We start from the raw sequence: 22,679 nt of genomic DNA, 5'->3' as shown, positions 1-22,679 counted from the left end.
GGCCCTGCAGGCGTCCTGCTTGTCTTCGTTCAATGGAATGGTCGCCCTGTCGGGCAGGTTTCCTCTGCGTTTCGCGGGAAACCTGCCGGGGCGAATACGCGGGGCCGTTTACTGGGCCAGGTACCCGCCGTCCACGGGCAGGACAGCGCCGGTGATGAACGAGGCTTCGTCGGACGCCAGGAACAGGATCGCGCTGGCGACTTCCTCCGGTTTGCCCATCCGGCCCAAGGGGTGCATCGAAATGACTTTCTCGATGCCTTCCTTGCCCAGCTTGGCCACGGCGGGCGTATCGATCGTTCCGGGGGCCACGGCGTTGACGCGCACGCCCTTGTCGGCCAGATCGATGGCAAGATGCTTCGTCAGCCCGGACGCCACGAATTTCGCCGGCCCATACACGGCCTGGCCTTTCTGCCCCGCGAACGCGGAAATGGACGACAGGCAGACAATCGCCCCCTTCCCGGTCTTCACCATCTCGGCCGCCGCGTATTTGCAGCTCAGGAACATGCCCCGCCCGTCGACAGCCATCGTGTGGTCCCACAGGTCCACGGTGGCCGACGCCAGATCCGCCTCCGGGATGACCCCGGCGTTGGCGATCAGGATGTCGATCCCGCCGAAATGGCGCACGGCTTCGCCCATCAGGAACCGCACGTCGGCCTCGCTGGAGACGTCGCCGGGCACGCCCACAACCTCGGCGCCGACGGCCTGGATATCCTTGACGACCGCCTCCAGCTTTTCCCGATCGAGGTCCGCCAGGACCAGCCGCGCGCCCTCGATCGCAAAACGTTCGGCCGTGGCGCGGCCCATGCCGCTGGCCGCACCGGTGACCACGGCAACCTTGTCGTGGATGCGACCGGATGGCGGATTGCTGGGGCGTGCGTCGTGCGTGGGCATCTTCGTCTCCTGCGATCTGCTGTGGATCCACTCCAAACGAGCGGAAAGCAGTCAGGTTGAACCGTTTTTTCCGATAGCTGCCATCTGCTGCGCCTATGCCTTGCCGGCTTCCGCCTTGTCCCGCGCACCGTCATGCTGCGGCAGGGTCAGCGGTTCGGGCAGATCCTCGGGTTCCTTCCTGGGTGACGGAGGAACTTCGGCGTCGGGATCCGGCTGGGCCTCGGGCGGCGAACTGACACCCGGGGCCGGACGGCGCTTTTCGTCGTCGCCCGATGGCCAGGCGGCCGTTTGCGGTTCGTGCCTCATGGTCATTCCCTCCGTCGTGAACCTCTGAAGGGAAACGAGCCGCCGTCCATGGGGTTGCTGCCGGGCCGCGATGCAGTGCGGCGGCTATTCCTTCCTCGCCGGCAGCAGGGACGCCATGATCTGCCTGGCGGTGTTTTTCAGAACGCTGCCCCGCTCGGGTTCCTCCGGCAGCATGGACAGGAAGGCCTTCGCCTGTTGCAGCGTGATATGCGGCGGCAGAGGGGGCACGTTGGGGTCGGTGCGCGCTTCCAGAATCACCGGCCGGTCGGCGGACAGGGCCGCGTCCCAGGCGGCGCCGACCTGTGCAGGGTCATCGACGCAGATCCCCCGCAGGCCGACCAGTTCCGCGTATTTATGGTAGGGAAAGTCCGGAATGCTCTGGGTTGCCTCCGTCTTGCCCGCGCCGCCCTGTATACGTTCCTCCCACGTGACCTGATTGAGATCCTGGTTGTTCAGCACAAGCACGATCAGGCGCGGATTTTCCCAATGTTTCCAGTATTTGGAAATGGTGATCATCTCGTTCAGGCCGTTCATCTGCATCGCCCCGTCGCCCATGCAGGCAATCACCGTCCGGGCGGGATAGGCCATCTTTGCGGCCACCGCGTAGGGCGTGCCCGCGCCCATGGACGCAAGCCCGCCGGACAGCGACCCCTTCATGCCCCGGCGCACCTTCAGGTCGCGCGCGTACCAGTTGGCGACCGAGCCTGAATCGCAGGTAACGATCGCATTCTCCGGCAGGCGGGAAGACAGTTCCCAGAACACGCGCTGCGGATTGAGCGGCCGAGCCGCCTGCAGGGCCCGTCCTTCAAGCGTCTTCCACCATGACGCGACATTCTTTTCGATTTTCATGCGCCACGATCTGTCGTCCTTATGGGTCAGCAACGGCAGCAGCGCGCGCAGGGTTGCCGTGGAATCCCCGACCAGATTGACCTCCATCGGATAGCGCAGCGACAGGTTGGCGCCGTTGATGTCGATCTGCACGCCGCGCGCATCCCCCGGTGCGGGCAGGAATTCGCTATAGGGAAAACACGAGCCCACCATCAGCAGCGTGTCGCACTGCTTCATCATGTCCCACGACGGTTCGGTGCCCAGCAGCCCGATCGAACCGGTGACGAAGGGCAGGTCGTCGGGCACGGCGGCCTTGCCCAGCAGCGCCTTGGCGATGCCGGCGCCCAGCCGGTCGGCCACGGCCAGAAGCTCGTCCGTCGCGTTCAGCGCGCCGGCGCCGGCCAGGATGGCGACCCGCTTGCCCGCATTCAGCACGGCGGCGGCCCGCCGCAGCCCGTCGCCGGGCGGCACCTTGCTTTCATCGGGGTAGCCGATGCCGGTATGGGTGTGGCCGTGCGCCATCGGGGGTTCGGTATAGGGCAGTTCCTGCAGGTCGTTCGGAATGATCACGCAGGTAGGCGCACGCCGGGCCGCCGCAATCCGGACCGCCCGGTCGATCAGATGCCGGATTTGGGAGGGCACCGAGGCCGTGGCGACGAATTCGGAGGCGACGTCCTTGAACAGCGATTGCAGGTCGACTTCCTGCTGATACTGGGCGCCGATGGCCGAACGCGCCTGTTGCCCGACAATGGCGACGACCCCCACATGGTCCAGCTTCGCGTCATACAGGCCATTCAGCAGATGGATCGCGCCCGGCCCCGACGTGGCATAGCATAATCCGACCTCGCCGGTGAATTTGGCGTGGGCGCTGGCCATGAACGCCGCCATTTCCTCATGGCGCACCTGAACATATTCGGTCCCCTTTTCCAGCGCCTTCTGAAGGGCGACGTCCAGGCCGCCCACACCGTCGCCCGGATAGCCGTAGACGCGCCGCAGACCCCATTCCCCCAGACGATGCCAGACGAATTCGCTGACGTTCATGCTCGATCCCCCATTCCGAAATTCAGCGTGATCCCTATACGAATGGGGGCCGCCAGACGTTCCCGGACGCAGGCCGTTTCGACGACGCGCGATTGTGACGTCGATTCAGATGACAGCAGCAGCCACGGCCCTTTAAAATCGCGGCAGCTTTCCGGACGGAGGCATCATGCTCATCACCATCAACGGACGGGGCATGGAGGTCGCGCTGGATCCGCGCACCTCACTGCTGGATCTGCTGCGCGAGCACCTCGAACTCCACGGCACCAAGAAGGGCTGCGACCAGGGCGCCTGCGGCGCCTGCACCGTGCTGGCGGATGGCGAGCGCATCCTGTCCTGCATGGCGCTGGCCGTGCAGTACGAGGGCCGATCCATCAGCACGGTGGAAGGGCTGGCCCGCGACGGCACGCTCCATCCGCTGCAACAGGCCTTCATCGACCATGACGGTTTCCAGTGCGGCTATTGCACGCCGGGGCAGATCTGTTCGGCGATCGGGATGGCGGCCGAAATCGCACGCGGGGTGCCCAGCGCCGTCACACCCGACCTTGCCGCCATAACCATCCTGCCCACCCGCGACGAACTGCGCGAGCGGATGAGCGGTAACCTGTGCCGCTGCGGCGCGCATAACGGCATCATCGACGCGATCACCGAAATCTGCACGACGGAGGCGGCGGCATGACTCCCTTCAGCTACGCCCGCGCGGGCGATACCACCGCCGCGACCCATCTGGGGGTCGCCGCAGGGGCCAAATATCTTGGTGGCGGCACCAACCTTGTCGACCTGATGCGCGAGACGATCGAACGGCCCGACACGCTGGTCGACGTGACGGGTCTTTCCCGCACGATCGAAGAACGCGGCGACGGCAGCCTGATGATCGGGGCGGCGGTCCGCAACACCGCCGTGGCCGAGCATCGCGCGGTCCGGGAACGCTATCCCGTGCTGGCCCGCGCGATTCTTGCAGGCGCCAGCGGGCAGATCCGCAACATGGCGACCGTCGGCGGCAATATCCTCCAGCGGACGCGCTGCCTCTATTTCTACGACGACGCCGCGCGGTGCAACAAGCGGACGCCGGGGGCGGGCTGCGATGCCATCGACGGGTTCAACCGCGCCCATGCCATCCTGGGCGCCTCCCCCACCTGTGTCGCGACGCATCCTTCCGATATGTGCGTGGCCCTCGCCGCTCTGGGCGCGGTCGTCCACCTTGAAAACGCAACCGGCGCACGCACCATGCCGCTGGTCGATCTGCACCGCCTGCCCGCCGGACGGCCCGAGGTCGAGACGCTGCTGGAGCCGGGCGAACTGATTACCGCGATCGAACTGCCGCAGCTGCCCTGCGCGGTGCGCTCGACCTATCGCAAGGTGCGTGATCGGGCCAGCTACAGTTTCGCGCTGGTGTCGGTTGCCGCAGTACTCGACCGGTCCGACGACGGGATGGTCCGCGACGTGCGGCTGGCGCTGGGCGGCGTCGCGCACAAGCCGTGGCGGGCCTTCACCGCCGAGGCCGCGTTGCGCGGCAGGCCGACGAATGAAGCCTGCTTCCGGGCCGCGGCGGAGGCCGAACTCGCGGACGCCGCCCCCCTGCGCGACAACGGCTTCAAGATCGAACTTACCAGACGGACCATTGTCGCCGTGCTGAACGAGCTGGCGGGAGAGGCGGCATGACCACGATCCGGGACGCCGCCCAGAAAATCATGCAGACCGCCATCGGCCTCGCGCCGGAACGCTGGCTGCCCGGCGGCACGCCCGACCCGCTGATCGGCCGGCACGGCGCGATCGGCAGTTCCGTGCCGCGCGTCGACGGCCCGCGCAAGGTGAAGGGCGAGGCGCCCTTTGCCGCCGAGGTTCCGGCGAGGAACATGACCTATGCGGCGCTGGTCTATTCGACGATCGCGCGCGGCCACATCGCGACCCTCGAGACGGACGCGGCGCAGGCGGCGCCCGGCGTCGTGCTGGTCATGACCTACCGCAACGCGCCGCGCATGGCGCCGCCCGCCGTCTTCATGTCCGATCCGCGCGCGGCGGGCGCGAGCAGCCTGCCGGTCATGCAGGACGACGCCATCCACTGGAATGGCGAGCCGATCGCAGTGATCCTGGCCGAAACCCAGGAACAGGCGGACCATGCCGCCACGCTGGTGCGCGTCACGTACACCGAGGAGGCGGCCAGCACGTCGTTCGAATACGCCGCCGCCCACGCGCATCGTCCCGACAATGTGCTGGGCGAACCCGCGGTGATCGAAATCGGGAACGCCGAGGCGGCATTGGCCGAAGCGGCGCACAAGATCGACCGGACCTACCATACCCCGCGCTACAGCCATGCCGCGATCGAACCCCACGCCGCCACCGTGTGGTGGGAGGCGGACGGGCAACTGATCGTCCATGACGCGACACAGATGCTCAACGGCACGCGCTGGACCCTCGCCGGCATCTTCGGGCTGAAGGAAGAGCAGATCCGCATCCTCTCCCCGTTCGTGGGGGGCGGGTTCGGCGGCAAGGCGCTGTGGAATCACCAGATCCTGGCCATTGCCGCATCCCGGCTTTCGGGCCGGCCGGTACGGGTCGCCCTGTCGCGCGAAGGCGTGTTTCGTGTCTCCGGCGGCCGCACCACGACGCGGCAGCGCGTGGCGCTGGGCGCCCGGGCCGACGGCACGCTCTCGGCGCTGATCCACACCGGCATCGCCGCGATGACGGCCTATAACAACTGCCCCGAACAGTTCAGCTTCCCTGCCCGGCATCTCTACGCCGCCGGCAGCTTCAAACTGGAGCAGAAGGTGGCGGACATCGACATGGTCGCCAACACCTTCATGCGCGCACCGGGCGAATCCGTCGGCACGTTCGCGCTGGAATCCGCGATCGACGAGCTGGCCGACGACATGGGGCTGGACCCGATCGAACTGCGGCGCCGCATCGAACCCGCGAAAGACCCGACATCCGATCACCCCTTTTCCTCGCGTCATCTGCTCGACGCCTATGCGCGGGGTGCCGAGCGGTTCGGCTGGTCGGCGCGCAGCCCCACGCCCCGCGCGCGCCGCGAGGGCGAATGGCTGATCGGCATGGGCGTCGCCACCGCGACCTACCCCTATTACCGCATGCCCGGCGGCACCGCACGGATCACGCTGACGCGCGCCGGTCACGCTTGTGTGGCGATGGCGAGTCACGAGATGGGCATGGGTACCGCCACCGTGCAGGTACAGGCCACGGCCGACCGGCTCGGCCTGCCCCTCACGCACGTCACCTTCGCTTATGGCGATACGGCGCTGCCGCCGGGCACCATCGCGGGCGGCTCGTCACAGACGGCGTCCATCGCCGCCGCCGTGACCGCCGCCGGCGAGAAGCTGGTTTCCGCACTGCTGAAGCTGGTCGGCAATGCCTCGCCGCTGGCCGGCCTGAAAGCGGGCGACATCGTGGCCCGCGACGGCGGCCTGGGCCACAGGGCCCTCGCCGACCGGTTCGAAAGCTATGTGTCCATCCTGTCGCGCGCAAACCGCGACCAGGTTTCGGCCGAGGCCGAAGCGCCGATGCCCCTCGAGGTCCAGAAATACGCGATGCATTCCTACGGCGCGCAGTTCTGCGAGGTCCGGGTCAACGCGGTAACGGGCGAAACGCGGGTAAGCCGCTTCCTCGGCGCGTTCGATACCGGCCGCATCGTCAACCCCCGCACCGCCGCCAGCCAGTTTCGCGGCGGCATCATCATGGGGCTTGGCCTCGCGCTGACCGAGGAAACGCTGTTTGACGAGCGCACGGGCCGGATCATGAACGCAAGCCTCGCGGAATATCATGTGCCGGTCCATCTGGACGTGCCCGAGATCGACGTGATCTGGACCGACACCCCCGATCCCCGTGCGCCGCTCGGCGCGCATGGCATCGGCGAAATCGGCATCACCGGCGTGGGCGCGGCGGTCGCCAATGCCGTCTACAACGCCACGGGCCGCCGCATCCGCGACCTGCCGATAACGCTGGACAAGCTGCTGGGGAGTACGTGATCGGGCAGGCCCGGTCAGGCACTATTTCATCTTCTTGTTTCACTGAACCACCCGTTGAGGATGGTGTGGCAGCGCAATCGACGCTGTCTGTCACCGGCTGGCCGACGGGACTTCGAATCGATGATCCGTGGTTGCAACGTCGCCATCGCGGCGCGCGCCTCGCGACTGGATCTGATGGACTCGACCAGCGCATTGTCGCCGGACGCGATGAAGGTGCTCTACGGCATCGACACCGGCATTCGCCTTGACCGGCAGCAATGGGCCTCCGATCGGCTGGCCGAGATTATGGATTTTCCCGTTTCTCCGCTGAAGCCGATGGTGGGCGCACAGCGGAAAATAACCGGTCTCCGCCATTGCAGGCCCGGCGCGGCTGACGCCGCCCTCTCCCTCGCCCGGCAATGCGGGAAGCGCGCAACGTCCTGCGCAGCGACTGGCCTCGATCCCACTCCGCTCGGTGCACTGGCGCAGGCTCCTGCTCGCGTCGCCGCCCAGCAGAAAAAGCTCGCAGGCCAACTCGCGCAGCGATAACAGACCAGTATGTCCAGAGCCCTCATCGCCCTCGGCGTCGTTCTTGTCCTGGCCGGAGTACTATGGCCAGTCCTGTCGCGGCTGCCGCTTGGCCGACTGCCGGGAGACATCGTGATCCAGAGGCCGAATTTCACCTTCTACGCCCCGATCGCAACCTGCGTCGTGGTCAGCGTGGTCCTTTCGCTGATCTTCTGGCTCCTCCGACGATAAGCCGGGAAAACGCCCTGGGGCGCCAGCCAGGTCCGATGCATGCCAGTTTGGATGGTCGGTCGCGGAGGCGCGCATCGCGGGCCGGCAGCAGCAGGGGCGGTCGAGCGGGCACAGCGGGGCTGCGTTGGGTATTTGCGGCCAGCGAGCCATCCTCGGCCGGAATGCCGGATGCCAGGCGGCCCTTGCCCCACCGGTGAATCGTTCATAGCTCAACGGATACGACGGACGATCAGCCAACGGGGACGCACATGAAGATCGGCATTATCGGCGCCGGCCAGATCGGCGGCACGCTGACCCGGCGCCTGACGGCGCTGGGGCACACGGTTCTGGTCGCCAATTCCCGAGGTCCGGCGACGTTGCGCGATCTCGAGGCAGAGACCGGGGCGACCGCCGTGACGCCGCGCGAAGCGGTGAAGGGCGTCGACCTGATCGTGGTGACGATCCCGGAGAAGAACATTCCGGACCTGCCCCACGATCTCTTCGCGGATGTACCGCGCGCGGTGCCGGTCATCGATACCGGGAACTATTATCCGCAACAGCGGGACGGCCGGATCGCGGCGATCGAAATGGGCCTGCCGGAAAGCCGCTGGGTCGAGAAGGCGATCGGACATCCGGTCATCAAGATTTTCAACAACATCTACGCCCGCCACCTGCTGGAGAAGGGCAAGTCGCAAGGGACACCGGGACGCATCGCCCTCCCGGTCGCGGGCGACGATCCTGCCGCGAAGGCGATCGTGCGGGATCTGGTGAATGACCTCGGCTTCGATCCGGTCGATGCCGGGGGGCTTGACGAATCCTGGCGGCAGCAGCCCGGCACGCCCGTCGATGCCGCCGATCTGGACGCAGCGGGCGTAAAACAGGCGCTCGCGGATGCGCGGCCCGAACGAACCGCGCAGTGGAAGGCCAAATGAAGCCGATGCCCGCACCGATCCGGCCGATCGGGACGATCGGCAGCTACCATGCCCATGTCTATTTCGACGGCCCGGACGAGCGCGCGGCCGCCGAGCGCCTGCGCGCCGCCATCGCCGATCGCTTCGTGGTGCGGCTCGGACGCTGGCACGAGGTTCCGGTCGGGCCGCATACGCTGCCGATGTATCAGATCGCCTTCGAGACCGCGCGGTTCGCGACGCTGGTGCCCTGGCTGATGCTCAATCATCAGGGCCTGAGCGTCCTGATCCATCCGAACACCCGGTTCCCGCGCCGGGACCATCTCCTCGACGGCGTCTGGCTCGGACAGCGCCGCGCGCTGCTGGGCGAGCGGCTGCCGGAGGAAGCGCCCGAGGCGGATGGCGCCGGCGTTCCCAATACGGACCCAGGCGGGACGATGCCGATCTGAGCACGGACAATTGCGATGCGGCGAGAATCTCCGGAACAGTCCGCGCACCGGCGCCACTTTGCCCGCCTTGCGCCAGCATCTCGCTCACCGCCTGCCTGTCATTGCCCCGAGCCTCATCTTGAGACGTGAGAGAGGGAATTTGGAAGGGATCACTTCGCGTGTTCATGCTGTGAAACTCCGACCGCCTTGTAATCGTAGGTCGGGAAGAACTCGGTATGATAGACGCCCCAGGCGGTGTCCTCGAGCACGCGGTTCACTTCGCGCAGCCGGGACGCCGGCAGGCGCAGGGTGACGACCTGCCCAATCCCCATCATCACATACCAGCTTACAACCTCTGTGCCGTTCGGCGGAAACGCCTTGTAGAATCCCTGCCGCTCGAGCTGGGCGCTCAGTTCGCCCAAAGGCCGGTTTTCATCGTGCTTGAGGAAGATCGTCAGCAGAATGGCGTTATCCGGCGTCGCCACCGCATGGCTGGAAGGCGGTGCCGCAGGCGTGGTCTGCGCTGTGGCCCGAACCGCACCAGAAGCGGCAAGCAAGACGGCCGCAAGCAGGGTCGACAGCACAGACGGGCGCGAACGGGTGAACGTCATGGCGGTCTCCTTCGTCACAGGCGGGCTACTCACCAGCAGGGCTTTGGTTGCTCAGGGCGTCGACTCATAAAACACCGACACCAGCTTCTCGCTGCGATGAGCTTTACAGCGGCGAGATAGTTATCGGGACGCTTGTATCGGGTTGCGACACCTCGGAACTGTTCGATCGTTTTGAAGAAGCATTCCACGAGGTTCCTTTGCCGAAAGACCCAGCGTGAGAAGCAGGTGAGGCCGCCGCGGGAACCTCCCATGCCGCCATAGACCATTCGCGGCCGGTGAGTTCGTAGCCGCAGCGCGTCATCAGGCTCCCTCAGTCCGAAGCCCTGGATCACGCGAGCCGTTAAACACCAAACAATTTTATGAGTTCACGGCCCAGGACTCAGAGCCTGTTTGAAAATGCGCGCTGGCGGCGATCCGACGCGCATTTTCAAACAGGCTCTCAGGCGGCACCGCGTTATTAAAACGGCTCAGGCATAGGGTTGGGTCAAATAGGTTCGATAACAGCGTCTTGTGTGATTCTTCTTGCCGATGAATAATTTATTCTCTCTCTCTCCGTCGATTGTAGGACAGCTATGCCCGTACCGAATATTTCCTCTGTCCGAACTGCCGCCGCGCGTATCGCCGGTGTCGTTCACCGCACCCCGGTCCTGACCTCTCGCGCCTTGAACACGCGCACGGGCGCGGAACTGTTTTTCAAAGCAGAGCATCTGCAGCGGGTTGGAGCGTTCAAGTTCCGAGGGGCCGTGAATGCGATTGCTGCCCTCGATCCCGAGGCGCGAACGCGAGGTGTGGTGGCGTTTTCGTCCGGCAATCACGCCCAGGCAATCGCGCTGGCGGCGTCTCTGGCGAGCATTCCGGCGGTCATCGTCATGCCCGAGGACGCGCCTGCAATGAAAATTATAGCCACGCGCGGTTATGGCGCCGAGGTGGTGCTCTACGACCGTTACACGCAGGACCGCAACATCATTGGCGCCGGGCTGGCGGCGGAGCGAGGGCTGACGCTGATCCCGCCGTTCAACCATCTCGACGTCATCACCGGTCAGGGCACGGCCGCGTTGGAACTGTTCGAGGAGACCGGACCGCTTGATCTCCTGCTGGTGCCGGTTGGCGGGGGAGGATTGATCGCAGGATCTGCGCTGGTGGCGGCGGAGCTGTCGCCGGGCTGCAAGGTCGTCGGCGTGGAACCGGAAACGGGCAACGACGCGCAGCAATCGCTGACGCGTGGCGAGATCGTGACGATTCCGGTCCCGCGTACGATCGCCGACGGGGCGCAAACGACGGCGCTCGGGTCGCTCACCTTTCCGCTCATGCAAAAACACGTCTCGCAGATGGTGACGGTCACTGACTTGCAACTGGTGGAGACCATGCGGCTGATCGCCGAGCGCATGAAGCAGATCGTTGAGCCGACAGGGTGCCTCGCGGCCGCGGCTACGTTGCAGGGTGCGGTCGAGGTGGCAGGCAAGAAGGTCGGCGTGATCCTGTCCGGCGGGAATATCGACATCACGCAATTCGCGGCCTTAATCGCGCGAGGATAATACTTCCGCGCGGGCAGGATGCCTCAGATGCGTTGGCAGGCGGTCTGCGGAGACTAAGTGCTTCAGCGCTTCCACCCGTGGGTCAAACCACATTTGATTTCCGCCGTCGCCAGCGTGCTGCACGGCTCACCGCCAGCTTCCGTCCCACATGCGCGATCACCCACGCCACGCATAGCCGCCATCCTCCCCGATTATGTGGAAGCCGCCCCTCTCCGCGTTTCGTCCACTCGGTGGCAACGAGCGCGGCACGGTCACATCGACGGTTAATGTCTCTCGGGCAGTCAGCACAGAAAAGACAGAAAAAGACTGCCGAATCGTCCACTTTTGTTTCCCCCCTGCTTCCCCGGCCACCGCCGTCGGAGCCGGGGAAGCAAACGAGGAACGATATCGAAACGGAGTTGAAGAAAATGGCAAAGCTTACAAAGCGTAGCGTCGATGCGTTAAAGCCTAATGCGAAGTCGGCTGACGGTCGAGATCGCCCGCGACATGGCGCGGCAACGACTGACCGAAGTTGCGCAAGGAAAGGACCCGTCGGCCGAGGGCCGGGCTGTGCGGGCCTGAATGACCGTATCCGAGATATGCGACTGGTATCTGGAAGCGGCGAAAGCTGGCACGATTCTGGGCCGCAACCGGAGGCCGATCAAGGTGTCGAGCCTGAAAATGGACCAGAGTCGGATTGCTGCGCAGCCCCATGGGGTAGTCCGATGTAATTGTTAATGCATAAGCGCGTCTACGCGGTCGGGGCGTGGACCAGATCGTAATGCACCGGCGACTTCGTGTCCGCCATGGCCGTACCGGCAGCGAGGAACATGGACGTAAACACGATATATACTGATTTCATCTGGAAACGACCTTTTTCGAATGCAAGGAAATGACAGCATCGATAACAGGAATCGGCGCATGGTCCGCACCTGCCGTCGGGCGACGTGCATGAATTATCATCGGAAGAAAATATCATGACTAAACTTGCTTTATAGAAGACAATATATACAAAATTGCAATATGAAATTCGGAAATATATTCAAATATGAGAATTTCTCAATTCCAAGATAGAATTTATTGCTACTACAGCCCTCCCGAGGGACCATCGAAAATGGCGAATCGTCGACAGTTCTATATTCCGTGAATGTTTTTTGAATATCGTTCGCATTCCGGACACATGTTCTCGTGATGCCCGATGCGCCCCTTTAAACTTCCGACACAAAAAGGCCGAAAGGATGACATGCGATGTCGAAAAGAATGTTCCTGTTCCTGACCCTGTCTGCCCTGGCGGGCGGACCCGTAATCGCCACGTCCGACGCCGCGGAGACGCCGTTCGCCAATCTGGTGCAGCATGGCGATCGTTCGCGCGGCCGCGATCTGGCGGACAGCATGTGTTCCGACTGCCATAATTTCGATCGCGGCGGCGCGGCAATGATCGGACCCAACCTCTATGCCGTACAGGGCCGGCCAATCGCCTCCATGGCCGATTTCAACTTTTCGCCTGCCCTTCAGGCCCACAAACCGCAGGTCTGGACTGCCGACACACTCTCCGCCTGGTTGAAGAACCCCGCCGCCTTCGCGCCGGGCACACGCATGGCGCTTGATGGTATCACGGATGATCGGGACCGGGCGGATATCGTGGCCTATCTGGAGAGCCTGTCCGACGGGAAATGATCCGTACCATCACCGGGGGCGGAGAGGCGGCAGCATCCGCCCCAGCGTATCATCGCGCCCCACCAGATGATGCCACAACGCGACGCCGGCATGGCCGCATGCCAGTACGATGATAACCCAGGCACCATAATGGTGCAGCCAGGTCAGGGCATTATGCCAGGACCGATCCAGCCGGCAGGCGCCGCAGCTTATGTTAGCGCCAAAGACATAAAGCGGATGGGTGCCCGTCAATCGCCAGCCGATACCATCGACCACTTCGGCAATCAGCAGCCCGTATAACAGCGCATGAACCCCCGGCACCAGCCGGCCATGCACCGGCGGCATACCGGCCCGGCGTGTCCAGCGCCAATACAGACGCACCAGAAGAAGAAGCGCGAACGCCACCCCGACACTGGTATGAATATTGCGGGCCGCCGTTTTCCAGACCGGTCCGAACCAGCCCCAGCTTTCGCCCGCGGCGAATTGCAGGATCACGATGGCGGCGGTGATCCAGTGCAGCCGGCGCGTCACAGGATCATAGGAAAGGGAGGGAAAATTCTGCATCGTGATCATTTCGGTTGGACCGGCGGAATCCGATAGCCATCGGTCAGGGTTTTCAAAAAGGCCACCAGGTCATCGACCTCGCGTTCCGAGAGGATCGGCCTGCCGCCGCGGGTCTGGGCGGCGAAAGGCATGTCCGCACGGTCCACGTTTCCGCGCAGATCAGGTGGCAACCCATCATAGGGCAGCGCCGCATCCTGCCGCCCATACCATCGGCTTGGGTCGGTATCGCGGGTGACGTAGAATTCGACGACGTCGCGCAGGCTTTTCAGAGACCCGTTATGAAAGAAGACATGCCGGCTGGCGACGTTGCGCAATGTCGGCGTCATGAACAGCCCGCAATAAGCCCGATTGGCCGGGTCGCGCGCCGGGGTCAGATCTGTGCGCAGCGGGCCGCACAGCCCCATGTCGTAGGCCCCGTTTCCGGCCGGTGCGATATCCGGATTGGCGGGAACACCGATATCCTTGAGGAAAAAATCCGTGAACTGACCCACCGATGTCGCGCCGTCGCGTCCCGGCCCCTGGCCGGCCGTGTGGCATGATGCGCAGTTCGCACGGTCGGCGTCGTTGAACAACGCCATGCCCCGCTGTTCCTGTGCGCTCAGTGTCGCCAGGCCGCGCGCATAGAGATCATATTTGCTGCTGTAGGGATGAAAGGACGTATCTTCATGCTGAAAGGCCGCCAGCGCCGTCCCCATCGCCTGAACCAGCCGATCGGGCGTGGCGAATATGTCCGCGCCGAATAATTTGGTAAATATCCGCACATAGTCCGGATTGCGCCGCACGCGCGCGCGGACGGCCGCAAGGTCGGGATTCGCCATTTCGAATGGCGTGGTCAGTGGACTGGCCGACTGAGCCGCCACCGACGCCATGCGACCATCCCAATCATAGCCGCCGCCAGGGCCGCTGGCCGATTCATCCGGATTCTCCAAAGACTCCGAGAAATCGGGATTTTCATCCCTGTATGTCAGGGTCGGGACGGCCCGGACTCCGGCCCGGTCCAGGGCCGCACCGCCCATCTGCACCGGCCGGGCATTGGAGGGCGCATAGTGATTGGCCGGATCGTGGCAACTGGCGCAGGATTGCCGGCCGGAGGCCGATAGTCCAGGATCGAAGAATAATTGCCGACCCAGCCGGGCGGCGGGCGACAACCCGTCTGCCGCCCGCGCTGTGCCGGCACCCCAGGGCATGACCAGCAGGGTGGCCAGCACGCACCATCCAGCCACCCGCCCGGCGGGCCGGGTCGCCGCACCCATGCGCCCCGACCCGCCTGCCATCAATGTGCTGCCAGGGCGAACATCCTGACCATCGGCACGACCGGCGTCTGCACGAACGAGCCGTCGGCCGGCTGGGCCGCCGTCCCGTCATTGGCGTGGCCGATATGCCCGGCGATGCCGAACGCATCTTCCATCGTACGCAGCAGCGAATAGTGATTATAGGGCGTGTCGTCCTGCACGCCGCGCACACCGTGATTGGTGATCACCAGCGTGGGAATGCGTCCGCCACCCTGGTTGACCACGCCCTTGTGCGGCTGCCCGGGAGCAACCGGATGATAGCCGCAGCAGCCCTGAACACCAGCGCCACCGCTGTCATCCTCATCGAACGTGACCACGATCGCCACGTTCTTCTTCGACTTCCACTGAGGCGAAGCCTGAATATGGTGCACCAGGGTCTGGACATAATTGTCTCCTGTCGTCAGCAGCGGCGACGGCCCATAGCCATGGCCCTTGCACTCCGGGTGATCGTTCATGGGGCCGGACGGACCATGATCGTCATGACACTGGTCAGGTACGAAATAGGCGAAACGCGGCAGCCTGCCCGCCGCCAGGTCGTTGAAGAAGGCCTTCTCGCCGCGATTATGCGCATGGAAATCCGCCGCCTCGCGAATATCGTCGAAATTGACCGACGGATTATGCTTGGACGCATACAGGCCGCGCACGTCGGCAGTGGTATCGTCCGATGCCGGATAGGTGGGCATTTCCGGCATGCTTTCGCCGGTCTGCGGATTGGTGGGCATGCTCTGGCTGTACATCGACCAGGAAATGCCAGCCTTGTTCAGCTGCGCAAAGAAATTCGGTACCGTGAAATGATGCGCGACATAGGCCTTGTTCTTCTTGATGCCGTTACAAGGCCGGTTCATCGGTGCCGCATCCGGCTTGCCGGCCACGATCGCCCTTTCGGCCGGCAGCGGGGTGCCGTCGGCCTGGCAGTACCAGCCATCGTCATCCAGGACGCCTTCCTGGTCGCCGGCCATCATGGCGATATAGTTCGGTTCGCTGGGGTGGGTGATCCCGTAATAGGAAGTGGCCGAATTATAGGTCCGCGCCAGTTCCGTCATATGGGGCGAACTGGCCGGATCGGCACCGATGATTTCGCCATACTGGCGATTTTCCATCTCGATGACGATGATGTTGTCGTAATGCGGCACGCCTTCCAGCACCGGTGCCGCGTGACGCGCGGCATGAGCCTGCTGGGCCGCCGCGAACGACGAAGTCACGAGCAGAGCAGCGCCGAGACGGCTGAAGATCGATCGCTTGGTCATGTCTACCTTGTTTTTCATCCGTGAAACATAGCGGGGGGCATGTTTCCTTGCAGAAACCCGTCATACCGCCCCGACCGGCCCGCCAGAAGGACGAAAACGTCGTTCCAGCATGAATTTTTTTGGAAATTATTGATTTGAATTTACAAAGAGACATCGACACCGAACATGTAGGCCGAGCCGAAATATTGCAGTTCGACCATTCTCTTCGCGGAGATGCCCTGCGTCGCGTTCTGCATCGTATTGGTGAAGTTACGGGCCTGGAAATTGACGCTGACCCTGCGATTGATCCGGTAGCTCGCGCCGATGTCGAAATTCAGGAACGGCTGCACGTAGCTGTCCAGAGACGGATCCGAGCCCAGACCGGTCATGGTCAGCCCCTGGTAATTGCCGTTGAACTGCACGTTGACCGGTCCATAATTATAGAAGGCTTCGAAATTCCAGATATGGCTTGTGGTATTGGGCAGCGTCTCCTGCGTGCCGTTGCGCTGCTGGCCGCGCGAGTTGACGTAGGTCATATTGCCGCCGACCCCGAGCCCTTTCAGAATTCCTGGCAGGAATTCGAATTGCTGCCGGTAGTTCAGTTCGAATCCGCGGGCGTAGGCATCGGGGATATTGGCGTAGGTGCTGACGGTGGCCTGGCCGGGAAGGTTGTAGCACCCTGTACAATAATTCGTGTAATTGACGATATAGTTCTTGAACAGTTTGTAAAATGCCCCACCGGAAATGATTCCGCCATGCGGCAGGTAATATTCCATCGACACGTCGAAATTATTGCCGGTGGTCGGCTTCAGCCCAGGATTGCCGATACTGACCGCGTTCGTGGACGTATTGACCGTCTGGCTGGCCGTTACCTGGTTGAAGCCGGGGCGGCCAACGGCAGTGGACCAATTGGCGCGGCCGATCAGATTATCGGTGATATTGTAGCGCAACTGTAGGGTGGGAAAAAAATTGGCATATTCCTGCCCCACTGCGCGCGGTGAGAGCGTCGTGACACTACCCTGCGTAACCGTCTGCGTACCGCGATAGACACCATCCGTCTTTTCATAGCGGAAGCCGGCGAGGATACCCAGGCGACGCCAGGTCGCCCGATATTGCAGATAGGTATTATAGACGTTCTCGTTATCGTTGATATATTGCTGCTGCGCCGTCGTGCCGGCGGAGCTGGTGACTTGCGGATCGATCGCGCTGCTGGCCAGCTGGTTGACCTGGTGAGGGCCCGCCGGGTAGCCGATATTATAAAGCCCGTCGAAGAACGTCCATCGGTCGCTGCCCGCCAGCTGCCCGGCAGTGACGCCAGGCAGGTTGGAATATGTGTAGGTCGGGTCATAGTGCTGGATGTGCTCCATGCGCAGACCGCCGCCGAAGCTGAGCATGCCCTTGAGTTCGCGGAACAGGTTCAGCTCCGTCGACGCCCCGACATGGCCGGTCCATTCGTAATCCTTGTCGTGCTGGATCTGGTTGCTCAAGGACGATAGTTTGTACGCATTATAGTTCAGCGGGTTGACTCCGTTCAGCACGGTGACCGTCGGGCGCAGGGGATTGGTCACATTGTCATAACTGACTGGAACATTTGTCGGGCCAGAAAAATTGGAGACATAGGACGAAGTCTGATCGACATTGTTGGCGGCCCACGCGCCGAAATAGTCCAGCTTGAATCTTCCGACGTGGCTGTCGCCTCCGAATTTGTAAACCCGCTCCAGATCCGTTGTCTTGGTATTGGTCACGCCCTGCGTCAGGCTTGCGGTACCATCCTGCCCCGGATCACCCAGACCGGTCTTGGGGCTGAACGCATAGATCAGCTGATTCCTGACGACCGGCGCGTAGATCGCCGATTCGAACATTTTCAGATAGATCTTGTTATTATGGTCGATATCCCAGCCCAGCGTGCCGCCGTAGGAATAACGCACCTTGTGCCCCGCATACATCACCTGCGATGCCTGCGTGACCTTGTTCGCCTGGCTGCCGACCGGATCGCCCGACGCGAATTTCTGTTGCAGGTCCCCCATGTTCAACCAGTCGGTCAAACCGTTGAGGAAGAACGAAACGCTGAACGGCTTGTCGCCCGATGCATGGGGATTGAAGGGATCACCACGCAGGCCAAACCGCATGCCGCCCGCCAGAGTGCCCTGAAAGACCGGTGTCGCGCTGGGATCGCGGTAGCCGCCCGCAAGGTGGAATTTCAGGAACGGGTCCTGATTTTCGCCAATATCGCGCGACAGGATGTTCATCTGGCCGCCCAGCGCGATGGCGTCCTGCTCGGGGCGGTTGGTCTTGGTAAGCTCCAGCGCGCCGGCCAGCGATGCCGGCATGGCATCCAGCGGCATGGCACGGCCCGAGCTGCTCATCGAACCGGCGGGTAGCAGAACGTCCTCGAACATCACGCCGTTGAGGCTGGAATCCAGGCCACGTACCTGAAGAGCCCGCGATTCGCCGCTTTTGAAGATGATCGAGGCTCCAGGCATCCGGCGCATCGCATCACCCAGAACGAAGTTCGGAATTTTCTCGATTTCCGACTGCGGCATCAGAACGACGATGTTGGGCGCGTTTTTCTGGACCAGGCGCGCTTCCTCGATGGTGCCGAGGGCATTGGCCTTGGGCGGGCGCTTGAACCCCACGACCTGAAGATGCTCGGGGGCGGAGGAGCGCACCGCGTCCGCGTGCCGTGCGCCACGTCCGGCGTCACTGCCATGAGATCGCCCGGTATTGGCATGCGACGCCCGCTCACCGTGGTGCTTCTTGTTTTCCTTGTGCCTCTTCCCGTCATGATGGGACTTTTCCACCTTCTGTACATCCTGGGCATACAGAAGAGGCGCCCCGACGGGGGCCAGCGCGGTCGCCAGGCATAAAAGCGTACTGCGGCATAGCATCGGATGGATACGCATCGAAAATGACGACTCCAGGCGGTGCGGGCACGCTGGGCGGCCTCGCTGGATTTGACGGGGAAAAATCGGGATATCAGGGCCGCCGCACCCCGGAGACGGGGCGCGACGAGCGGGATGTCAGGGCTTCTTCCTGGCGTCGGCGGCCGCCTTCGCGGCGGCTTGAGCGATCGGATCGGGCGCCACGGTGTAGATGTCCAGCGCCGCCGGACCGGCCGGCGTCCTGGCATGGGCGATATAAAGCTGCTTCAGCTTGTCGACATAGACGGAGACCTTGCCGGTCTTGGTGTCGATGCGCTGGATTTCGGTGAAATGATCGGCGTCGTCGCGGTGAAAGACGCTCAGCCCTTCGCTGCCGCTGACATACAGACGGGCATTTCCGCCATCCCAGGTGATGCCGTCGGCCGTATCCACCGAACCGGCGGTAGAGAGCAGCGTGCCGTTGGTCGCATCGATCACCGACAGCTTACCCGGCCTGCGGCCGATGACGAACAGGCGCTGGGTCTTGCCGTCATAGGCCATCGGCGTGATCAGATTCAGGCCGGGGACGGTCCAGATCGTCTTCAGCGTCCGCGTCGCCAGATCGATGACGGCGATCTGGTTCTTGTCGCGCAGGTTGGCGAACATCAGGCCGCGCGCGTGATCGATGGCCATCATCTCGATATTGGACGACGGAATCGCGATCCGCGCGACTTCCTTGTACGTCTTGACGTCGATCACACTGATCGACGAATTGTCGGACTTGTCCTTCTTGCCGCCGTTGCCGATATAGAAGAGGCCCGCCTTCTTGTCGAAGATCGCTTCATCGGCACCCTGACGCAGTGGAATGATGTGGGCGATCTTCAGCGACGGCACGTCGACAACGACGCAGCCCAGCTTGTCGTCCGAAACGAACATCTGATGCTGGTCGGCGACATAAGCAGGCGTATGCGGCAAACCGAACCCGCCGGCCGAAGCCAGGTGAGCCCCGTCGCTGAGACGGAACATTTCAACCGTCGCATGTTTTTCCGCCATGATCAGAAGGCGATCATCCTTTTTGTCCACAGCGAAATGATCGAAGCCGCCTTCGGTGATTTCGGGCAACGGCGTGCTGCGCAGGAATTGCACCGGGCCGGTGTCGGCATTCAACGGCGCGGCTACAGCCGTTCCGCAACCGACCAGAACCGTGCCCACAAGAAGAAACATTTTTCTCATTTCTACAACATCCCATCCGTTCGGCAGTCATGGACCGCCGGAAAGGCGGTCTCCGCGACAACAGCGGATCAACTGCGAAATGAATGAAGGTGTTATATTCGAGCGTATTGGAAAACTGCGTGAAGGTTATGAAGAACAATTGTGGCTGAATTTTTAAAACATTGGCGATTATTTAAATTACCCGCAATCGCAGCGCCAATGACAACCTCACCGCGATGACGGGCGCCGCATCGGCGTCTCACGGACCATGATTTTCCGGGCAGGCGATCAGAACCCGATGGGCACAGAGATCGACCCGAAGAAACCGCGACCGGGCTGGGTATTCCACAGCGCCGCGCCCTCGGCCGTCATCCCATAATAGGAAAAGATCTTTTTGCTGTCGGCCAGGTTTGTTACGCTGAGCTGAAACTTGATCGGTGGCACGGAATGATCCTTGCCATGAACCGTATAGCCGATCGAGACGTCGAACTGGTTGAACGGGTCAAGCCCGTTCATGGCCTTGCCCGCCGAACTGATCACGCCGGCCCGCGCGCCGATCCATTTATCGATCACCGAGGCATAGAGCCCGTCATGTTCATAGATCAGGCCGCCCGCCGCCGTGGCGTCGGGCGCGTTGGCGATCGGCGCGCCGGTGCCCTGGGTCTTGGACTGGTTGAGGCTGCCATTGGCGAACAGCGTGAAGCCGGCACCCAGATGGTAGGACGCTTCACCTTCGATCCCGTAATAATTGACGCCCCCCTGGTTGTAATAGACCGTCATCAGGCCATAGCCCGGAATGTTCTGATTGGCGCTGGTAACGAAATTGCTGAAATTGATGTAATACACGTCGGCCGACAGGGTGAAGCGCCGGCTCTGCCAGGCCGTGCCGATCTGATAGTTCATGGTGTTTTCCGGACTGACCTTGTTGGCCGCCGGATCGGGTGTGTAGAAATAGGCGGCATCCGGCGCCAGGAAGCCGCGCGCGATCTGCAGATAGGCCGACCAGTTCGGGTTGACCATGTAATGCACATTCAGCGACGGCATGGGCGCGCCGTAGGTCTGGTCATAGTTGAGCGGCGTGCCGGTCTTCTGATTGACGGGCGCGTTGATCTGGCGAACCATCAGCGCGTATTTGAAGCCCGGCGAAATTTCAAGGTTCGGCAAGGGCCGGAACGTCAGTTGCACATAAGGCTGTGCACTGAGATTTTCCAGCGTCATGAGACGGTTGAGGGGGGCCGTCGGATTGGTGAACTGGCCGGTCGCCCAATTGATGTTGCCCTGCTGGCGGGTGTCGGTCTGATGTTCCAGCCAGAAGCCGAGATTCAGCTTCACCAGGCCGAAATCGCGCTTGACGGCGAACGTATCGCCCCAGGCGCGATAATCCTGTCGCATCGCCTGGCCGTATTCGCAACCCGGGCCGGAATTATAGGTCATCTTGCTGGCGCCGTACGTTCCGCCGCACGCGACGACATTCCCCTTCCAGACCGGCGCGGCATCGAGATACTGCGCCTGGGTGGTGCCGTTCACGTCATTTTCGTTATGACCATGATGGTAGTAGGCATAAGTATAGGTTTTATTGTCGATGGTCCATCCACCACCGATATCCGAATTCAGCCCGATATAAGCCATGTCGGTCTGAATGGTGTCGACATTGTATTTATAGTAGTTCTGCGAATTCGGATTGTTCGACAGGCCGTAATCGGCACCATAGGCGGCGATCTCCCCTGTCGTCACGCCGGGCGGCACATACTGGACGAGGTTGTTGTACATCCCCATGAAGGTCAGCGTGGTGTGGTCGTTGACCGGCTGGATCCACTTTCCGTAGAAATTGTATCGCTGCTGCCCCGCATAGGTCTGGTAGCCGTCGCTCTGGACGCCGCCGGCATCGAATACAAACGATGCGTTGTTCAGTTTCCTCATCCGGCCGCTATTGAACTCGCCGCCATATGTATAGGTATTCCAGGCACCCATACTGCCATAGGCTTCGACCGCGCGCCGGTCGGTCGGCGCCTTGCCGTTGACCGCAATGGTTCCGCCGAACGTCGCATAGCCCATGGTACTGGCATCACCCGGGCCACGATCGACGCTGATGTCGCCCAGGTCGTGTGCGGTATAATAGCTGGTGGTGTGATGCGTGAAGTTGTTGCCGTCGGCGAATGGGATGCCATCGAACAGGACATTATACTGGCCATCCGAGAACCCGCGGACCGACACCTTGTTTTCCGCCAGGCCTGGCCCGTTCGATCCGATGGTCATGACGCTGGGCGCAAGCGCCACCATGGTGTCGTAACTGCCCGACGGCGGGATGTTGTTCTCGATGAAATGCTGGCTGATGACCGATGTCGGCTGGAAGGCTGCCAACGGTGCCTTGGTCGGGGCCTGATAGGCTGCGGAATCGACTTTCGTCCGACCGATCGTCTCGATCTGCTCGCCCGTCGGCGCGATGGTGGAGGCCGCCACCTTGCCGTCTTTCTTCGCCGTCCCCGACGTCACCCGGCCTTTCTTCTGCATGGTATCGCGCGACTTATCGGCGGCCGGCGCAGCATGGGTGACGGATACGCCAGACATCATGCCCATGCAGACCAGCGCAGTAGAAGCCAAGCCACGTGCCTTGCGCCCCATCAGGCGGCGCGACGATCGCTGACGA

20 protein-coding genes and 1 pseudogene are annotated in these 22,679 nt (G+C 62.8%); 10 read left to right on the top strand and 11 right to left on the bottom strand.

The genetic code is table 11. From position 1 onward, the window contains the following. Positions 1–108: 108 nt before the first annotated feature. The 3 genes from HLH34_RS10225 to HLH34_RS10215 all read right to left on the bottom strand — a co-directional run bounded on the left by HLH34_RS10225 (position 109) and on the right by HLH34_RS10215 (position 3,066). A complete protein-coding gene (locus tag HLH34_RS10225) occupies positions 109–891 on the bottom strand; it encodes an SDR family NAD(P)-dependent oxidoreductase (protein ID WP_183119477.1) in 783 nt (260 codons plus the stop codon). Between the two features lie 93 nt (positions 892–984). Next, entirely contained in the window at positions 985–1,197 is a 213-nt protein-coding gene (locus HLH34_RS10220; RefSeq protein ID WP_183119476.1) for a hypothetical protein, read from the bottom strand. A gap of 84 nt (positions 1,198–1,281) precedes the next feature. Beyond that, positions 1,282–3,066 carry a thiamine pyrophosphate-requiring protein gene (locus HLH34_RS10215; protein WP_183119475.1) on the bottom strand — a complete coding sequence of 595 codons (1,785 nt, stop codon included), beginning with the start codon at positions 3,064–3,066 and terminating at the stop codon, positions 1,282–1,284. A 166-nt stretch (positions 3,067–3,232) separates the two neighbouring features. On the opposite strand from HLH34_RS10215, the gene HLH34_RS10210 reads away from it, so the two are divergent. The 7 genes from HLH34_RS10210 to HLH34_RS10180 all read left to right on the top strand — a co-directional run bounded on the left by HLH34_RS10210 (position 3,233) and on the right by HLH34_RS10180 (position 9,117). Beyond that, a complete protein-coding gene (locus HLH34_RS10210; RefSeq protein WP_183119474.1) occupies positions 3,233–3,742 on the top strand; it encodes a 2Fe-2S iron-sulfur cluster-binding protein in 510 nt (169 codons plus the stop codon). Then, positions 3,739–4,725, top strand: coding sequence for an FAD binding domain-containing protein (locus HLH34_RS10205; RefSeq protein ID WP_183119473.1), 987 nt, complete (start codon positions 3,739–3,741; stop codon positions 4,723–4,725). The genes HLH34_RS10210 and HLH34_RS10205 overlap by 4 nt, the downstream gene beginning before the upstream one ends. Continuing rightward, positions 4,722–7,043 carry a xanthine dehydrogenase family protein molybdopterin-binding subunit gene (locus HLH34_RS10200; protein WP_183119472.1) on the top strand — a complete coding sequence of 774 codons (2,322 nt, stop codon included), beginning with the start codon at positions 4,722–4,724 and terminating at the stop codon, positions 7,041–7,043. The genes HLH34_RS10205 and HLH34_RS10200 overlap by 4 nt, the downstream gene beginning before the upstream one ends. Before the next feature lie 120 nt (positions 7,044–7,163). Then, positions 7,164–7,571, top strand: coding sequence for a hypothetical protein (locus tag HLH34_RS10195; protein ID WP_183119471.1), 408 nt, complete (start codon positions 7,164–7,166; stop codon positions 7,569–7,571). A gap of 9 nt (positions 7,572–7,580) precedes the next feature. Continuing rightward, positions 7,581–7,781 (top strand): DUF2905 domain-containing protein, encoded by a 201-nt coding sequence (locus tag HLH34_RS10190; protein ID WP_183119470.1) that lies wholly within the window; start codon positions 7,581–7,583, stop codon positions 7,779–7,781. A gap of 248 nt (positions 7,782–8,029) precedes the next feature. Further along, a complete protein-coding gene (locus HLH34_RS10185) occupies positions 8,030–8,692 on the top strand; it encodes an NADPH-dependent F420 reductase (protein WP_183119469.1) in 663 nt (220 codons plus the stop codon). Beyond that, positions 8,689–9,117 (top strand): DOPA 4,5-dioxygenase family protein, encoded by a 429-nt coding sequence (locus HLH34_RS10180; RefSeq protein WP_183119468.1) that lies wholly within the window; start codon positions 8,689–8,691, stop codon positions 9,115–9,117. The genes HLH34_RS10185 and HLH34_RS10180 overlap by 4 nt, the downstream gene beginning before the upstream one ends. A gap of 149 nt (positions 9,118–9,266) precedes the next feature. Here HLH34_RS10180 and HLH34_RS10175 read toward each other — a convergent pair whose 3' ends face one another. Together HLH34_RS10175 and HLH34_RS19410 are read right to left on the bottom strand one after the other, a co-directional pair. After that, positions 9,267–9,707 (bottom strand): hypothetical protein, encoded by a 441-nt coding sequence (locus HLH34_RS10175; RefSeq protein WP_183119467.1) that lies wholly within the window; start codon positions 9,705–9,707, stop codon positions 9,267–9,269. Positions 9,708–9,736: 29 nt separating this feature from the next. Then, positions 9,737–9,940, bottom strand: a pseudogene (locus HLH34_RS19410) (hypothetical protein); the annotation flags it as partial. Between the two features lie 339 nt (positions 9,941–10,279). Here HLH34_RS19410 and HLH34_RS10165 point away from each other — a divergent pair. Then, positions 10,280–11,242 (top strand): threo-3-hydroxy-L-aspartate ammonia-lyase, encoded by a 963-nt coding sequence (locus tag HLH34_RS10165; protein WP_183119466.1) that lies wholly within the window; start codon positions 10,280–10,282, stop codon positions 11,240–11,242. 1,227 nt (positions 11,243–12,469) lie between these two features. Beyond that, on the top strand, positions 12,470–12,898 hold the full coding sequence (locus HLH34_RS10160; protein WP_183119465.1) for a c-type cytochrome: 429 nt from the start codon (positions 12,470–12,472) through the stop codon (positions 12,896–12,898). Positions 12,899–12,907: 9 nt separating this feature from the next. Here HLH34_RS10160 and HLH34_RS10155 read toward each other — a convergent pair whose 3' ends face one another. The 5 genes from HLH34_RS10155 to HLH34_RS10135 all read right to left on the bottom strand — a co-directional run bounded on the left by HLH34_RS10155 (position 12,908) and on the right by HLH34_RS10135 (position 19,756). Further along, the gene (locus tag HLH34_RS10155) at positions 12,908–13,441 is read right to left on the bottom strand and encodes a cytochrome b (protein ID WP_183119464.1); all 534 of its coding nucleotides are present in this window, start codon (positions 13,439–13,441) and stop codon (positions 12,908–12,910) included. Between the two features lie 5 nt (positions 13,442–13,446). Beyond that, a complete protein-coding gene (locus HLH34_RS10150) occupies positions 13,447–14,694 on the bottom strand; it encodes a cytochrome-c peroxidase (protein WP_183119463.1) in 1,248 nt (415 codons plus the stop codon). Between the two features lie 20 nt (positions 14,695–14,714). Further along, complete coding sequence (locus HLH34_RS10145) at positions 14,715–15,980, bottom strand: alkaline phosphatase family protein (RefSeq protein WP_183119462.1); 1,266 nt, start codon at positions 15,978–15,980, stop codon at positions 14,715–14,717. 140 nt (positions 15,981–16,120) lie between these two features. After that, positions 16,121–18,760: a TonB-dependent receptor gene (locus HLH34_RS10140; protein ID WP_183119461.1), complete on the bottom strand. Its 2,640-nt coding sequence runs from the start codon at positions 18,758–18,760 to the stop codon at positions 16,121–16,123. A 219-nt stretch (positions 18,761–18,979) separates the two neighbouring features. After that, positions 18,980–19,756: a YncE family protein gene (locus HLH34_RS10135; RefSeq protein ID WP_183119460.1), complete on the bottom strand. Its 777-nt coding sequence runs from the start codon at positions 19,754–19,756 to the stop codon at positions 18,980–18,982. Between the two features lie 3 nt (positions 19,757–19,759). Here HLH34_RS10135 and HLH34_RS10130 point away from each other — a divergent pair, with 3 nt between their 5' ends. Further along, positions 19,760–20,140: a hypothetical protein gene (locus tag HLH34_RS10130; RefSeq protein WP_183119459.1), complete on the top strand. Its 381-nt coding sequence runs from the start codon at positions 19,760–19,762 to the stop codon at positions 20,138–20,140. A gap of 180 nt (positions 20,141–20,320) precedes the next feature. Here HLH34_RS10130 and HLH34_RS10125 read toward each other — a convergent pair whose 3' ends face one another. Further along, on the bottom strand, positions 20,321–22,633 hold the full coding sequence (locus HLH34_RS10125) for a TonB-dependent receptor (protein WP_183119458.1): 2,313 nt from the start codon (positions 22,631–22,633) through the stop codon (positions 20,321–20,323). Positions 22,634–22,679: the final 46 nt, after the last annotated feature.

The sequence above is a fragment of the Gluconacetobacter azotocaptans genome, assembly GCF_014174355.1.
Lineage (GTDB): Bacteria > Pseudomonadota > Alphaproteobacteria > Acetobacterales > Acetobacteraceae > Gluconacetobacter > Gluconacetobacter azotocaptans.
This window is presented reverse-complemented; position numbering and strand designations above follow the sequence as displayed.

Excerpts from the sequence above, each read along its gene's own strand:
- HLH34_RS10205 (WP_183119473.1), top strand. The coding sequence starts at position 3,739 with ATGACTCCCTTCAGCTACGCCCGCGCGGGCGATACCACCGCCGCGACC.
- HLH34_RS10155 (WP_183119464.1), bottom strand. The coding sequence starts at position 13,441 with ATGCAGAATTTTCCCTCCCTTTCCTATGATCCTGTGACGCGCCGGCTG.
- HLH34_RS10130 (WP_183119459.1), top strand. The coding sequence starts at position 19,760 with ATGCTGGTCGGCGACATAAGCAGGCGTATGCGGCAAACCGAACCCGCC.
- HLH34_RS10190 (WP_183119470.1), top strand. The coding sequence starts at position 7,581 with ATGTCCAGAGCCCTCATCGCCCTCGGCGTCGTTCTTGTCCTGGCCGGA.
- HLH34_RS10195 (WP_183119471.1), top strand. The coding sequence starts at position 7,164 with ATGATCCGTGGTTGCAACGTCGCCATCGCGGCGCGCGCCTCGCGACTG.
- HLH34_RS10145 (WP_183119462.1), bottom strand. The coding sequence starts at position 15,980 with ATGACCAAGCGATCGATCTTCAGCCGTCTCGGCGCTGCTCTGCTCGTG.
- HLH34_RS10175 (WP_183119467.1), bottom strand. The coding sequence starts at position 9,707 with ATGACGTTCACCCGTTCGCGCCCGTCTGTGCTGTCGACCCTGCTTGCG.
- HLH34_RS10210 (WP_183119474.1), top strand. The coding sequence starts at position 3,233 with ATGCTCATCACCATCAACGGACGGGGCATGGAGGTCGCGCTGGATCCG.
- HLH34_RS10225 (WP_183119477.1), bottom strand. The coding sequence starts at position 891 with ATGCCCACGCACGACGCACGCCCCAGCAATCCGCCATCCGGTCGCATC.
- HLH34_RS10185 (WP_183119469.1), top strand. The coding sequence starts at position 8,030 with ATGAAGATCGGCATTATCGGCGCCGGCCAGATCGGCGGCACGCTGACC.
- HLH34_RS10215 (WP_183119475.1), bottom strand. The coding sequence starts at position 3,066 with ATGAACGTCAGCGAATTCGTCTGGCATCGTCTGGGGGAATGGGGTCTG.
- HLH34_RS10150 (WP_183119463.1), bottom strand. The coding sequence starts at position 14,694 with ATGGGTGCGGCGACCCGGCCCGCCGGGCGGGTGGCTGGATGGTGCGTG.
- HLH34_RS10160 (WP_183119465.1), top strand. The coding sequence starts at position 12,470 with ATGTCGAAAAGAATGTTCCTGTTCCTGACCCTGTCTGCCCTGGCGGGC.
- HLH34_RS10180 (WP_183119468.1), top strand. The coding sequence starts at position 8,689 with ATGAAGCCGATGCCCGCACCGATCCGGCCGATCGGGACGATCGGCAGC.
- HLH34_RS10165 (WP_183119466.1), top strand. The coding sequence starts at position 10,280 with ATGCCCGTACCGAATATTTCCTCTGTCCGAACTGCCGCCGCGCGTATC.
- HLH34_RS10220 (WP_183119476.1), bottom strand. The coding sequence starts at position 1,197 with ATGAGGCACGAACCGCAAACGGCCGCCTGGCCATCGGGCGACGACGAA.
- HLH34_RS10200 (WP_183119472.1), top strand. The coding sequence starts at position 4,722 with ATGACCACGATCCGGGACGCCGCCCAGAAAATCATGCAGACCGCCATC.
- HLH34_RS10135 (WP_183119460.1), bottom strand. The coding sequence starts at position 19,756 with ATGTTCGTTTCGGACGACAAGCTGGGCTGCGTCGTTGTCGACGTGCCG.